Source organism: Desulfallas sp. Bu1-1, from assembly GCF_015594625.1.
Classification (GTDB): domain Bacteria; phylum Bacillota; class Desulfotomaculia; order Desulfotomaculales; family Desulfallaceae; genus JADNRQ01.
Genome location: NZ_JADNRQ010000001.1, coordinates 90,936 through 104,404, shown reverse-complemented (window position 1 = coordinate 104,404; position 13,469 = coordinate 90,936). Strand labels below are relative to the sequence as shown.

Annotated in this window: 12 protein-coding genes; all 12 read right to left on the bottom strand. The window is 53.7% G+C overall.

Annotation, left to right across the window (positions count from 1 at the left end):
- Positions 1-100 precede the first annotated feature (100 nt).
- Positions 101-1,381, bottom strand: coding sequence for a UDP-N-acetylglucosamine 1-carboxyvinyltransferase (murA, locus tag IT084_RS00480; protein ID WP_195710147.1), 1,281 nt, complete (start codon positions 1,379-1,381; stop codon positions 101-103).
- Positions 1,382-1,383: 2 nt separating this feature from the next.
- Complete coding sequence (locus IT084_RS00475; protein ID WP_195710146.1) at positions 1,384-2,322, bottom strand: peptidase MA family metallohydrolase; 939 nt, start codon at positions 2,320-2,322, stop codon at positions 1,384-1,386.
- Between the two features lie 107 nt (positions 2,323-2,429).
- The gene (locus IT084_RS00470; RefSeq protein WP_195710145.1) at positions 2,430-3,071 is read right to left on the bottom strand and encodes a tetratricopeptide repeat protein; all 642 of its coding nucleotides are present in this window, start codon (positions 3,069-3,071) and stop codon (positions 2,430-2,432) included.
- 116 nt (positions 3,072-3,187) lie between these two features.
- Entirely contained in the window at positions 3,188-4,468 is a 1,281-nt protein-coding gene (locus IT084_RS00465) for a M23 family metallopeptidase (RefSeq protein ID WP_195710144.1), read from the bottom strand.
- A gap of 440 nt (positions 4,469-4,908) precedes the next feature.
- Positions 4,909-6,252, bottom strand: a complete 1,344-nt coding sequence (scfB, locus tag IT084_RS00460) for a thioether cross-link-forming SCIFF peptide maturase (protein WP_195710143.1) — start codon at positions 6,250-6,252, stop codon at positions 4,909-4,911.
- A gap of 63 nt (positions 6,253-6,315) precedes the next feature.
- On the bottom strand, positions 6,316-6,471 hold the full coding sequence (gene scfA / locus IT084_RS00455) for a six-cysteine ranthipeptide SCIFF (protein WP_195710141.1): 156 nt from the start codon (positions 6,469-6,471) through the stop codon (positions 6,316-6,318).
- A 145-nt stretch (positions 6,472-6,616) separates the two neighbouring features.
- The gene (locus IT084_RS00450; protein WP_195710139.1) at positions 6,617-7,066 is read right to left on the bottom strand and encodes a LysM domain-containing protein; all 450 of its coding nucleotides are present in this window, start codon (positions 7,064-7,066) and stop codon (positions 6,617-6,619) included.
- A 135-nt stretch (positions 7,067-7,201) separates the two neighbouring features.
- Positions 7,202-8,983: a translational GTPase TypA gene (gene typA, locus IT084_RS00445; protein ID WP_195710137.1), complete on the bottom strand. Its 1,782-nt coding sequence runs from the start codon at positions 8,981-8,983 to the stop codon at positions 7,202-7,204.
- 185 nt (positions 8,984-9,168) lie between these two features.
- Positions 9,169-9,369: a uracil-DNA glycosylase gene (locus tag IT084_RS00440; RefSeq protein ID WP_195710135.1), complete on the bottom strand. Its 201-nt coding sequence runs from the start codon at positions 9,367-9,369 to the stop codon at positions 9,169-9,171.
- Between the two features lie 25 nt (positions 9,370-9,394).
- On the bottom strand, positions 9,395-10,519 hold the full coding sequence (gene alr / locus IT084_RS00435; protein ID WP_195710133.1) for an alanine racemase: 1,125 nt from the start codon (positions 10,517-10,519) through the stop codon (positions 9,395-9,397).
- A gap of 8 nt (positions 10,520-10,527) precedes the next feature.
- Positions 10,528-11,592 (bottom strand): peptidoglycan bridge formation glycyltransferase FemA/FemB family protein, encoded by a 1,065-nt coding sequence (locus tag IT084_RS00430; protein WP_195710131.1) that lies wholly within the window; start codon positions 11,590-11,592, stop codon positions 10,528-10,530.
- A gap of 14 nt (positions 11,593-11,606) precedes the next feature.
- A complete protein-coding gene (locus tag IT084_RS00425) occupies positions 11,607-13,277 on the bottom strand; it encodes a M1 family aminopeptidase (protein ID WP_195710129.1) in 1,671 nt (556 codons plus the stop codon).
- Positions 13,278-13,469 lie beyond the last annotated feature (192 nt).

Here is a 13,469-nt window from a genome sequence, read left to right as displayed (position 1 = left end):
CGACACGGGGACGGATCGTGCAACAAGAAAGGGCGCATCATATATTGTGTGGGAACGTCTGGCCAGGGAGCGCCCGGCTTCTTCCAGCATCCAAATTATGCTACAAGAGAGAACCGTCCCCGTGTCGCATCCTGGTTAAATCGGCCCCTAATGATCTGAGCTTTTCTTCCAATTGGTGGTATCCCCGGTCAATATAGCAGGTATTGGAAACCACTGTCCGCCCCCGGGCCATCAGGCCGGCGATCACCAGAGCCGCACCCGCGCGCAGGTCGGTAGCCCGGACCTGGGTGCCGTGCAGCGCCGGTACCCCTTCCACCACCGCCATGCGGCCTTCCACTTTGATCCGGGCGCCCATTCTTTTCAGCTCATCCGCAATCTGGAACCGGTTTTCAAAGATATTCTCTATAATTACGCTGGTACCCTCCACGGTGGAAAGAAACGCCATCATCTGGGACTGCATATCGGTGGGGAACCCGGGATAGGGCAGCGTTTTTATATCCACCGGGCGCAGGGGGCCGTTCACCCCCACGGTAAGCACGTCCCCGTTTTCCGTCACGTCCACTCCGGCATCGCGCAGCTTGGCGCTGATTGGTTCCACGTGCGGCGGAATGATGTTTTCCAATTCCACCTGCCCCCGGGTGGCCGCAGCGGCCACCATGAAAGTACCGGCCTCAATCCGGTCGGGGATCACGGCATAGCGCATGCACCCGCCCAATTCGGACACACCCTCGATTTTAATGATATCAGTCCCGGCGCCGCGCACCTTCGCACCCAGGCAGTTCAGGAAATTGGCCAGGTCTACTATTTCCGGCTCCTTAGCCACATTTTCCAGCACGGTTTGTCCATCGGCCAGGCAGGCGGCCATCATGATGTTTTCCGTTGCGCCGACGCTGGGAAAATCAAGGTAAATCCGGGCGCCTTTCAAGCGGGGCCCGGATTTACCTACGGCATACCCGCCGTGGAGGTCGATCCCGGCGCCCAGCCCGGCCAGGCCCTTGAAGTGCAGGTCCATCGGCCTGACTCCGATATTGCATCCCCCGGGCAGGGAAACCCTGGCGTGCCCGAACCTGGCCAGCAGCGGTCCCAGCAGCAAATTGGAGGCCCGCAGCTTCTTCACCAGTTCACAGGGCGGATCGCCGGCCAGTTTTGACGGTGCGATAATCCGCAGCGAGGAATCCCCCTCCCAGGTGACTTCCGCCCCGATATGCCTGATTATTTCTATCATCACCCGGACATCGCTGATGTCCGGAACATTTTCCAACAAGACCGGTTCACCGGCCATAATGGAAGCACACAAAATGGCCAGGGAAGCGTTTTTCGCACCACTGATCCGAACTTTGCCCCGCAAAGGTTTTCCCCCGTAAATAACCAGTTTGTCCATGTTTAAAATTCTTCCTCCCGTTTTACGGCCGGGGACTGGCCCAATTCCCCGGCCAACCATTCGTGCCATGCCTTTTCAAAAGATATCATATCCATGCCCAGGGCTTGTTCCAGGGAATCGGCCAGGTTGATGCCCCGGGCCAAATTCCTTATTATGTTATTCAGCCCGTCCTCGCCATAGACCGCTACAATATATTCCACGACCGAAAGGGATTCCCGGTAAGCCAGGGCCTGGTCCGGCAAAGCGTCAAAATTGCGGTCCATCCTCTGTAAGGGATACAATCCCCGGTCCCAAATCCCTTCCGGATGATCAAACATAAACCCGGTAATTTTATATTCCTCGTACTGGGCCAGGCCTTCGGTAAACCAGCGGGGGTAATTGCCCCGGGCCAGGTAATCCAACACCAGGTGGGTTATTTCGTGAGCCATCGGGCCCGCCTGTTGAAAAATTTGCTCCACCACTTCCGGATCACTGTCCCTGATCCAGGCCTCGGGCGCCAGCACCCTGATCACGCCACCCCAGTAAACGCCCATGGCGTTTTCACTGGCCGGCCAACCAAAGCTGGCGTTCAACTCCTCCCGCGAGGGATAAACCACAATGGGGATTTTTTTCCCGGGAACACAGGACAAATCGTTGCAGATGCGCCGGTAAAAAATCCGGGACGTTTCCAGAACCAGGCGGGCCGAATCCTCGTCACCCCGGTAGCGGATGATGAAATGCGCATCTTCCATCTGCCGCCACCCCTGGGTGCGCAGCAACATCTGCCCCCGGGCGATTTCCCTGAAAATGCTGTAAATGTAACCCTTGACACCGTCCGGTACCCGGACCAGCAAAAATACACTCACTGCGAACAAAAGCGCCAGCAGTGCGGATATAAACTTTGCCGGGCGGGAAACCGGAGCCCTGGCTGCCTTCATATTTATCAACGGTTCCGGGTTCATGATATTCACCTTTTCCAAGTTGATAAATCAATTATATAATCAATGTTTATTCATTCCCACGGTAAAATCTAACAAAAAAAGGCCAGACAAGCCCTGGCCCCGTCATTTTACTGTTTGCCCGACTTTAATTCCTCGATCATTTGCCGGGCCTTTTGCACGTCAATCCCCTCTTTTTGCAAACGCACAAATTCCTCCAGTTCCTTGATGCCCTTGTCGACATCCCGGCCGCCATCGCTGCGATAAGCGTAAAACTGGCCCAAATAGTAATGCGCTTGGGCGTCACTGGAATTTTGTTTCAGAACTTCCTCAATTTCGCTTACGGCTTTATCGTATTCTCCCATCAGGTAATAAGTGAGCGCCAGGTCCTTGCGCAACCTGACGTCACCGGGCTTAATCTCCAGCGCCCTGGAGTAGGTGTCCACCGCCTGCCGGGCCTTGCCATTCTGCCAGTAAAGCTCCGCCAGCCGCCCCATTAATTCGGTGTTCTTCGGATCTTCCTTTAACATGGCCTCCAGGTTTTTGATTTGTTCCTCCGCGGTAACTTCCGGTCGGGTTTCGGTTGCTGCCGAATTGTCGGTGATACTGTTACTGCCGCCAAAAGCCCAGAACATGGAGGAACCGACCAACCCCACCCCCAGCACTATGGTAAGGATGATAAACACAATCTTTTGCTGTTTTTTTCGCCCGGCCACGTTTACAAATGATGAGGAGACGCCCTTTTGAGTTTTTTTAGTGCTTTTTTTAGCCATATTTGTTTCGCCCCTCATACTTGGACTTAATTTCATACAAAAACATTATACCTTAAACGCGGCCCAAGGCAAACAGCATTACATGGAAAGCCGATTCCAGGTATGTTACGGGCAAATTAGATAAATAGCGACGGGTTCTTGTGCTCACCGTTGACGATCACTTCAAAGTGCAGGTGTGGCCCGGTGGAATTGCCCGAGGAACCGGTCCGCCCGATAAACTGGCCCCGCTCCACCCGCTGCCCCGGTTTCACCGCTGCCGAGGAAAGGTGCGCGTAGCGGGTAACCACTCCACCGCCGTGACTGATGTCAATACACAGTCCGTACGCACCCCGGTAGCCCGCCCTTAACACTGTGCCGGCCTCCGCCGCCACCACGGGGCTGCCGTAATTGGCTGCGATATCCACCCCTCGATGCAGGCGGCCGTGGCGGTTGCCAAAAGGCGAGGTAACAGCGCCCACGGTGGGGTAAGCCAGGCGGCTGTTGCCCCCCCGGAAGGCCAGCAGTTTCCGGGAGCCCTTGGCGATAATTTGCGGCACCGGTTCGGTAATAACTTTTTGCTTTAGAACTTTCCTTTTAATCTCCACCCCGTTTTCCAGGGCGACATTGTAAACAACTTCCCGCTCTCCTGGTTTACCCCGCTGCACCAGCTTGCGTTCACCCAAATACAGGCTGTCGTCCACTCTTTCCTGCACCCGGTATAGAATCTCTTCCCGGCGGGTATCCCGGTACGTGCTGATTACGTCAACCAGCGGGCACGTTTGGGAAATTTTTATTTGCTGCCCGATTTGCATCGTTTCCGGGTTCAGTTCCGGGTTGGCCTGTAACAGTTTATCAACCGGCAGTTGCACCGCCGCGGCGATATCCCACAGCGTGTCGCCTTCCTTAATCTCATAGGTACTGGCCCTGGTGCCGCCAAACCGGATATATTCCACCGCTTCTTCCGGGTCCATCAGGTCGGAGCCGGCCACCTCCACCGGTTTGAGTTCCACCTTTTGCTTGAAGGATACTTTCCATGCCCCGTCGTTATCATACGTATGTAAAAGCGTATCCAGCACCTTTTTGGCCGCCTTGGCGTCTTTGACCGCGGCGATCATTTTGCCGTCGGCGAAAATGCCGGTGGCTTCGTAACGGCAATCCACCTTGGCAGCCAGGTTTCTCTGGATTTCCTCCTTGCCGGCAACCGTCCCAAACTTCCAGACGGGCCGGTACTTGATTTCTCCTTTTACTTTAACCGGCATCCCGGTGATTCTCTCCAGCCGGGTGAAATACTCCTCAACCGCAGCTTCGGCTACCCGGCGGTCGGGGGCCACCGCCACCACCTCATTTCCCAAAACAACGGCGCAACGGGCCTGCGAGATGAATGCCAAAATAACAATGATGGGAACGCAAACCAGCAAAATCTTTTTGGTACCCGGACGAGAACCGAATCTAATAATCCAGTTAAGTTTATCTTGGTTTGTTTGATTGTTTGATCTGTCCGTCAACCGGTTAAAAATTGGCTACCACTCCTTAAAACACCATAACATGCCAAAATAATCGATGCCAAACCTGTTTTATTATAGCACAGAAAGAAGCTTGTCGCAAACTCACCTTTTTTAGCGAACTTAACCACCACCTGCTAAAGCAGGTGGGTTTGGTACTTAAGCACGAGTGCCGCAACCCCCCGACTTCAGTCGGGGGTAGTTGAACATTCCACCGCTTCCCCAAAACCCCCGTTTTTAAACGGGGATCAAGAAACAAGCGCTAAAGCTTTCCGGCTGAAAGCCGGAGGTTTTAGACCCGGTGGATGGAAAATAAGGGGGCCTGTTTACGCCCCCTGATAATTGCCGCCCGGTATTTATTTTTGCGTGCATACCTTGAGATATAACGCGCATTCCAGTCGCTTGCGGGCCAGCAGGCACCCCAACCGGTAAGGTTCCAGCAAGTTGCCGTTAAAGGCAAGGGCGTTGGCATGACAACCGCCGCTGCAGTGAAATTTGGCCCAGCACTGCCCGCACGCGTTCTTATTATATATATGGGCCTCCCGGAAAAAACATGCCGGATTGCTGTTCAAACCCTCGAAGACATTGCCCATCCTGAAGTCCTGCCGGCCCACAAACTGGTGACAGGGGTACAAGTCTCCACCCGGGGTCACCGCCAGGTATTCCAGCCCCGCGCTGCAACCGGTCAGGCGCTTGGGCAGGCAGGGGCCGTCCTCCAAGTCGATGTTGAAGTGGAAAAAATCCACCGGGCGGCCCTGGCGGTGCCTACCCAACAGGTACCTGGTCAATTTTTCGTATTCCTCCAGTAAAACGGGGACGTCCTCATCCCGCAGGGCGTAGCCGGTGTCCGCCCCGGCCACCACCGGCTCCACCGAAATATGTTCAAACCCGGCCTCCGCCAGGTGCCTTACGTCCTCGCTAAAGTCCAGGTTATACCTGGTAAAGGTACCCCGGATATAGTATTCTCCGCAGTACGGGGAGTGGACGAACTGCTTGATCCTTTCCATAACCCGCCGGTAACTGCCTTCGCCGGAGGGAAAGGGACGCATGCGGTCGTGCACACCCGGTCGCCCGTCGATGGAAAGTACCACCGCCAGGTCATTTTCGCCGATAAACCGCTGCATTTCCCGGTCCAGCAGCAGGGCGTTGGTGGTAAGGGTGAATTTGATTTCTTTGCCCGCCTCCCGGGCCCGAAACCGGCCGTATTGGACCAAATCAAACAGTACCGGCCGGTTGAGCAGCGGCTCGCCGCCAAAAAAATCCACTTCGACGTGCCGGCGCCCGCCGGAGGTTTGCATCAAAAAATCGATGGCCGCGCGGCCCACCTCCAGGGACATCAACCCGCGGTCGCCGCCGAAATCACCCTGGCCGGCAAAGCAATAGCGGCAGCGCAAGTTGCAGTCATGAGCCAGGTGCAGGCAAAGCGCTTTAACGACCCCCTCCTCCGGGGGGCGGTACCCGCCCGGCAGGGGATCGCCGGAAAAGAGCAGTCCCTTGTTTTTTAATTCGTCCACTTCTCTTAATATTTCCCGTACCACATCCGGGCCGTATACCGGCGCATACTTCTCCACAAGTTCCCCCCCGGTCGCGCCGGCGTATTCCTTAATAATATTGAAGGCCGGTTCGTCCACCACGTGCACCGCGTTGCTGTTCACATCAAGCACAATATTGGTGCCGTCGAAAGTAAAGGCATGAATCAAATTGTTTCATTCCCTTCCAGAACAATTCCCAAAAAAAAGACCTCATCCCGTACGGGATCAGGTTCAGTTATTTTTCTTACCGCTGGCGCAAGCCTGGTTACCCACCGTGCAGGAGGTCTTGCAGGCCGACTGGCAGGATGTCCGGCACTCCCCGCAGCCCCCGTTGCGGACGGTGCTCTGCAACGTGCGGCTATTGATGGTTTTGATGTGTTTGCTCAACTTGTTCTCCCCCTTATCAGTTGACTGTTTAAATTATATGCCAAAAAAATAAAAATAAGCAAGATAATTTCTTCCCGGGTTGAAATATCTGATTGGACCGGTGTTATTAGTGATTCCCGGGTATCGTTATGAAGCTCAATTATAATTAATTCAATTTCTTGGGTATTTTAATTACTTGCCCGACTTGAAGTGTGGCTTCAACCGTCAAGCCGTTTAATTTAGCCAACCGGGAAGCGTGATCATCCGTCCCGAAGTATTGTTGCGATATTTTCCCCAGGGTATCGCCGGGCTTTATCTCGTAGTACAGGTACAGCTCATTTTGGGGTAATTCATTTACTACTTGTTGACCAGCCAATTTTTCTTTGAGGATGTTGATTTCTTCTTTGAGGGTTTTATTTTCAACCGCCAACATATCATTTGCGGCTTTCTGACGGGCCAGCACCGTGTTTTGATGCCATATCACACAGCTTAAAATGACCAATGCAGCCCCCATAACCAGTAATAATAAGGACTTTAATTGCGTCTTTCGATTTTTGTTTTTCAAACTTGCTTCGATTTCCCTGACGGTTTTACCCTCTATGCTGTTTAATTTCATGTATTTCTCCCGGGCGGTCTTTAGTGGTATTATACCACAAAGAAGTCAACCCATCCCGCACCAAGTTGACGTTCCCCCAAAAAAGTTCCGGGCAGTCCGGCAATAATATGCCATACACAGTAACAATAGCTTTTGCTAAGTTAACGACTGCTTGCGCATGCGGAGAGATTTGGGCGTAACCTCCACCAGTTCGTCATCACCGATAAACTCCAGGCACTGCTCCAGGCTCATTTGCCGGTGCGGGGTCAGTTTGGCGGATATTTCCGCAGTGGAACTGCGAATATTGGATAACTGTTTCTTCTTGCAAACATTAATGTAGAGATCCCCGGGGCGGGAATGCTCCCCTACGATCATGCCGCGATAAACGGGCACGCCCGGGCCTACGAACAGTTCACCCCGCTCCTGGGCGTTTTCCAGGCCATAAGTTGTGGTCTCCCCGGTTTCAAACGCCACCAGCGACCCCCTGGTCCGTGTCAGAATCTCCCCCCGGTAAGGCGCGTAGTGATGGAAAGAGTGGTGCATAATGCCCTGGCCCTTGGTATCGGTTAAAAACTCCGAACGAAAGCCGAACAGGCCCCGGGTGGGCACATGGTATTCCAGGCGCACCCGGCCGTCATCCTTGTGCAGCATATTGACCAGCTCGCTTTTGCGAGGGCCTAGGCGTTCCATCACAATTCCCATGCACTCACCGGGCACTTCAAGGATTAATTCCTCCACCGGCTCGCATCTAACCCCGTCAATTTCCCGCTCGATCACTCGCGGCCTGGAAACTTCGAACTCGTAACCTTCCCGGCGCAGCGTTTCAATCAGAATGGCAATGTGCAATTCCCCCCGGCCCGACACCATGAATGTATCCGGCGAGCCGGTGGCGTCCACCCGCAGGCTGACATCGGATTCCATTTCCCGCAGCAGCCGCTCACCCAGCTTGCGGGAGGTAACGTAAACGCCCTCCCGGCCGGCAAACGGGCTTTTATTGACATGAAATGCCACCGCCACGGTGGGCTCGTCAATGCGGACAAAACTCAGGGGAACCGGGTGTTCCGGGTCGGCCACGGTGTTGCCCACGTTGATGTCCTCCAGCCCGGCCACCACCACGATCTCCCCGGCCGCGGCCTGTTCCATGGGAATTTTTTTCAGCCCATTGAAGACGTAGAGACCGGCAATCCGCTGGCGCTGCCATGTCCCGTCCCCCTTGATCACCGCCACTTCCTGTTTGGCCCTGATCATGCCGTTGTGCACGCGACCCACGGCCTGGCGGCCCAGGTAGGGATCATAGTCGATCAAGGTAACCCCCAGCTGCAGGGGAGCTTCGGTGTCACCCCCCGGTGCCGGGATTTTATGCACAATCATTTCGAACAGGGGTTTCAGATCGGTGCCCGGAACACCGGGGTCCAGGGTGGCCACCCCTGTGCGGGCGTTGGTGTAGACCACCGGAAAGTCCAGCTGGTCGTCATCCGCTCCCAGCTCGATAAACAACTCCAGCACCTCATCCAGCACCTCGGCCGGCCGCGCGTGCAACCGGTCGATCTTATTGATCACCACGATGGGGGCCAACCCCGCATCCAGCGCCTTGCGCAGCACGAAACGGGTTTGCGGCATCGGCCCCTCAAAAGCATCCACCAGGAGCAATACCCCGTCCACCATCTGGACAATGCGCTCCACCTCCCCGCCAAAGTCGGCATGGCCGGGGGTGTCCACGATATTGAGCTTGTAATCGCCGTAAAAAACAGCGGTGTTCTTGGCCATGATGGTGATGCCCCGCTCCCGCTCCAGGTCATTGCGGTCCAGTACCCGTTCCTCAACCACCTGTTTTTCATGAAAAACGCCGCTTTGCTTGAGCATGCCGTCCACCAGCGTGGTCTTACCATGATCCACGTGGGCGATGATGGCCAAATTGCGTATTTTATTCCGTTCCATACATATTCCCTTCCGCTGCTTATAGTAAGTTTGGCGTAGCAAGAAATAACTCTTATCTTACAAGATATTACTCCGTTTAGCGCTTTTTTTCAACAGCCCCCGTTTACCGCCGGCGCTTTAGCGGTTAACAAGTAAAACAAATTAGTTTCCCCTGAAAAAGGCCGCGAGGCCCCATTTCAAACGTGCTATCGCTTTGGCCCCCGGTTTGCCTTGAGCCCGTTTTTCGGCACAAAACACAGGCAGCCCTTGCCCGTCGCTCTCAGCACTTCCACGGCGGGCAGGTATTTGCTTTTGATGCCGTAACCCCTGCAACCGTTGGGAAACCTGTGATCCCAGGTGATATAAAAGTGCTTGCACTTATGGCATACCGGCCGGTTCCCGTCCATAGATAACCTCGGTAAAACTGGTTTACTACTTATCCCCGCCAACCTTCAAAGCCCGCCCCACGCACACCCTTTCCAACCGGGCGCCGGCGAGCAGCGGGTTCAGGCTGACATCCACAACATCCCCCGGCTTGATGGGCAAGTCGCCCACTTCAACCACCGTCAGCTGCATGCTGGTTTTACCCAGCACCTTGAGGGACTTTCCTTCGTAAAACACGCTGTGCTCGGGCTTAATAAACGTCTTGATCAGATGATACTGTTCCCGCAGGAAATCCACAAACCTGAAAGAATCGATCTTCTTTTGCACACCGAAGCCGTCGGTGTAACCTATGGGCAGCACGGCGACGTTGGTATCCCTTTTGACCCGGTGGGTGTTGCTGTAACCCACGAAACTGCCGCTCTTCAGCCGGCGGACCTGCAACACCCTGACCCGAAAGCGGTAGGCCCTGGTCAGCGGCACCCGGGCATTAAGCGTGCCGTTGCCCAGTAAAGCCGAACCGATCCTTACCATGTCCATATGGGTCTCGGGGAACTTTAAAGCGGCGGTGGAATTGGCGCTGTGTTTAATCGAAAAGGTCAACCCCTTGTCTTCCAGCCGGTTAACCAATTGTAAAAAACTGTCCTTTTGTCTTTTGGTATAATCAAAAATCTTTTCGAAAGCGTTGCTGTAATGGGTATAAATGCCCTCGTACCTAAGCCCGCCGAGCTCCTGCAGCCTTTCCGCCGCCGCCAGGATTTCCTCCGGGGCAAAACCCATCCTGCCCATGCCGGTATCGATTTTTACGTGCACACTAATGGGCCTGTCCAGTTCCAGGGCAACCCGGTGTAATATTTCGGCGCACTCCAGGGAATACACCGACGGGGTAAGATCATAGCGCCATAAATCATGCACCTTCGCCTGGTCTGCCAGGGAAGGCGCAAAAACCAGGATCGGGGACCGGACGCCACCGTTTCTGAGTTCAACGCCCTCATGGATATGGGTAACCGCGAAAAATTTAATCCCCAGCCGCTCCAGGAAGTTGCCCACCGGCACCGCACCCAGGCCGTAGGCGTTTTGTTTCAGTACCGCCATAATGGGCACCTTGATAAAACTCCGCAGCGCCTCGAAGTTTTGCCTTAACTTATTGAAATCCACCTCGATCCACTTGTCCACGGCCCACCCTACTTTCTCAGTTTTTTCCCGGCCATGATGATTTTGGACCGGATATTTTTCGCCAGCGGAAGCCCGATGTCCCAGAGCTTGTACATCAAGGGATCAAAGACCAGGTCAAATTCTCCGATCAACTCCGTAAACACGCCGTTAAACCCTTTTTTGAACCGGTAGAGACCGTACAAGGGGTTGGACGGGTCCAGGTCCCCCGAGATACCCCGAAAATCGTAAAGAGTACAGCCCGATTCCTTGGCCCACTTGATCATTTCCCACTGCAGCAGGTAATTGGGCATCACGTTTCTGCGGGTATTGCTGCTGGCGCCATAAACGTACCAGCATTTTTTCCCGAACATCATGTTGATCGCCCCGGACAGTATATCTCCCTCGTGTTCCGCAACGTATAACCTCATATACCCCGGGGGCACGAGATGGTCATACATTTTCTCAAAGTAGGCCAGGCTCCTGACGACAAAGTTGTCCCTCAGGCCCGTTTCTTCCATGATTTCGTGAAAGCGCTGCAAATCGCTTCTTTCACCCACGCGGACCGTGACGCCTTTACGCTGCGCCAGGCGGATATTGTACCTGGTTTTTTGATGGAAGCCCATCATGATCTCATCCAGGTCCCCGGTAATGTCCAGGTGGGCCACAAACCGGGGTTGAATGCCCTCAAAGTTGAGGGTCTGCGGTTTTTGAACGAACCCTGCGCCAAGCAGCGCGTCAACCGCGTGTTTCTCGGTCGCCTTGACATACGGGTCGATTTTCAGCATTAATGCTTTGTGTTGCCTGGCGACCTGCTTGATGTTTTCCACAAAAAACCGGAGCACCTCACGGTCGTTATAATCGGCAAAAACAGGCCCCCTGGGGCAGTACATAAAATTCCTGCCCACAACGGGGAGTTCCCGGATCAAGATGCTCCCCGCCGCTTTGATGGCGCCGTTGTTCTTGATTACAAAATAGAGATTGTCCCAGTCGTCTTTAACCTTGGACCACTCAATGGTCTGCATGAAATGCCCTTTTTCCTGGTTCCTGATAAAATCCGTATATTCCCGCGGGTCTCCGTTAAGGATAAACTCCATGTCCATTCTCCCATCTATTTGTTGTTGATAAACTGATCAAAAGGTTGTCCGGTTTGTTCGGCGACAAACCGTTCAAACTGGTCCAGGGTAACCAGGCGAAATTTAAATCGATTGTAATAATCCCTTAAAAAGCGGTCAAAGCCCTCTTTCCCCAGGGTAAAATAGATGTTTTCAAACAATTTTTCGCCATTGGCGTAATGAACATCGCGATACTGCCGCCAGGAGCCGAACTCTCCCAGGTTGCGATCCAAACCCCGGATACCGGGCCAAAAACGCGGCGTTTTGTCATCCAACGCGTATTTGCTGATAAATTCAACCAGCCCCTCGTCCATAAAGGGGTGGTGATACTGGTCGTTTCCTATAATATTATAGAACCACTGGTGACCCACCTCGTGAAAAACCGTCCTGGCCGGGTTGTTTTTAATGGCCCTGGTTGAAATCAAGACCATGGTGGAGTATTCCATGCCGTCAAGGTACATGTCGTTTTCCACGATATTCAGCTGTTTCCAGGGATATGCCCCCACGGTGCCGGTATAAAACGCCACGGCCTTTTTGGCCGCATCCAGGACCTCATCACTGTTTCGGGAAGTGTAATAATAGCGGATTTCAGTTTCTCCTTCCCTGGCCACGGCTTCCTTGTAGCCGCGGTTCAAAAAGACGGGCAGATCCCTGACCCGCTCCAGGATGCCATGATAAACCCTGGCGTTTTCCCGTTCCTCCACGATCTCCGCATTGCTTAAAACCAGGTCATAGCCCCCGGGCACGGTAAACAAAAACTCATAGGTGGATGAATAATTTACATAAGGGTCGCCGATTTCGGTGGGCTTGTACCCCCGGGGGTCAATACAAAGCGTGGGCAGCCAGTTGCCCAACCAGATTCCCTGTTCGTTGCCCCCCACCCTGTCGGCGATAAAGGGGATCTTAACCCGAAACCCGATTTTTAACCGGTGTTCGCCGGGATCAAAAACTCCTTTCTCCGGTGTCACCATCAACAATTCCCCGTCTTCCCGAAAGGAAACCTTTTTACCCTCGCACGACACCCGTTGAATATCAATGTATCCCGGGTCCATTCCCCGTTTCAAAGCATACCGCCGGATTTCGGACGAGTTCAGGGCATCGTTTTGATAGCGGTTGAGGTATAAATTAAATACCGCTTCCCGCCGGGGTTCATCAAACTCGAACACAACCTCTTGTTCCCCTTCAATCATTTTGTGTTGGGGATAAAAGACGGCCTTCACCCGGTAATAGGGAAGGGGATAGGCGTTTATATGAGCCGGAGAGGCGGAAACACCGGCTTCTTCAGTCACCGGTATAAACGACGCTCCAACAAACAGAGCTGAAATTAAAATAATCAAGACTAAAGAAACCAGGGAAACCGCTTTTGGGGCAAAGATATACCCGGTGCCGGGCGACGGTTTCCCCTTGGGGCTTAACCTGTTACCGGCCGCAGTGCCGTTTTGTTCGCCCAAAACCTGTTCGTTGTAAGCCTTGCGGATGAGGTTCAGATTATTCACCGCTGATTTTGCGTAGGTATGGCCGGCCCCGAAAGCCTGGGTCGCTATCCTGACTGATTTTTCCGCCAGTTTAATAGCTTCCGGGTAACGCCCCCGCCGGTAAAGCGTAACCACCTCGTCATCAAGTTCCTCAAGCAGCTTTTCGATCCATGATGAACCGGTTATTTTCATCCTCCCCCTTCAGGAGGTTTCGCCGCAAAACCCTTGAATGTTAAAAGCGCGCGGCAAGTGGAAGGCCAGGGATTGGGCGACACAATAAGCCCAATTTTACAAATATCAAAAACTTATACAAACAATGATAACCCCAACCTGGCCGGGCTGTCAAAGAAATATACAGGATTAAGCGGAAATAACAACAACCGC

What these genes read in the sequence shown, in the direction of transcription:
- murA (WP_195710147.1), bottom strand. Translation starts at nt 1,381, where the DNA reads ATGGACAAACTGGTTATTTACGGGGGAAAACCTTTGCGGGGCAAAGTT.
- IT084_RS00475 (WP_195710146.1), bottom strand. Translation starts at nt 2,322, where the DNA reads ATGAACCCGGAACCGTTGATAAATATGAAGGCAGCCAGGGCTCCGGTT.
- IT084_RS00470 (WP_195710145.1), bottom strand. Translation starts at nt 3,071, where the DNA reads ATGGCTAAAAAAAGCACTAAAAAAACTCAAAAGGGCGTCTCCTCATCA.
- IT084_RS00450 (WP_195710139.1), bottom strand. Translation starts at nt 7,066, where the DNA reads ATGAAATTAAACAGCATAGAGGGTAAAACCGTCAGGGAAATCGAAGCA.
- typA (WP_195710137.1), bottom strand. Translation starts at nt 8,983, where the DNA reads ATGGAACGGAATAAAATACGCAATTTGGCCATCATCGCCCACGTGGAT.
- IT084_RS00440 (WP_195710135.1), bottom strand. Translation starts at nt 9,369, where the DNA reads ATGGACGGGAACCGGCCGGTATGCCATAAGTGCAAGCACTTTTATATC.
- IT084_RS00430 (WP_195710131.1), bottom strand. Translation starts at nt 11,592, where the DNA reads ATGGAGTTTATCCTTAACGGAGACCCGCGGGAATATACGGATTTTATC.
- IT084_RS00425 (WP_195710129.1), bottom strand. Translation starts at nt 13,277, where the DNA reads ATGAAAATAACCGGTTCATCATGGATCGAAAAGCTGCTTGAGGAACTT.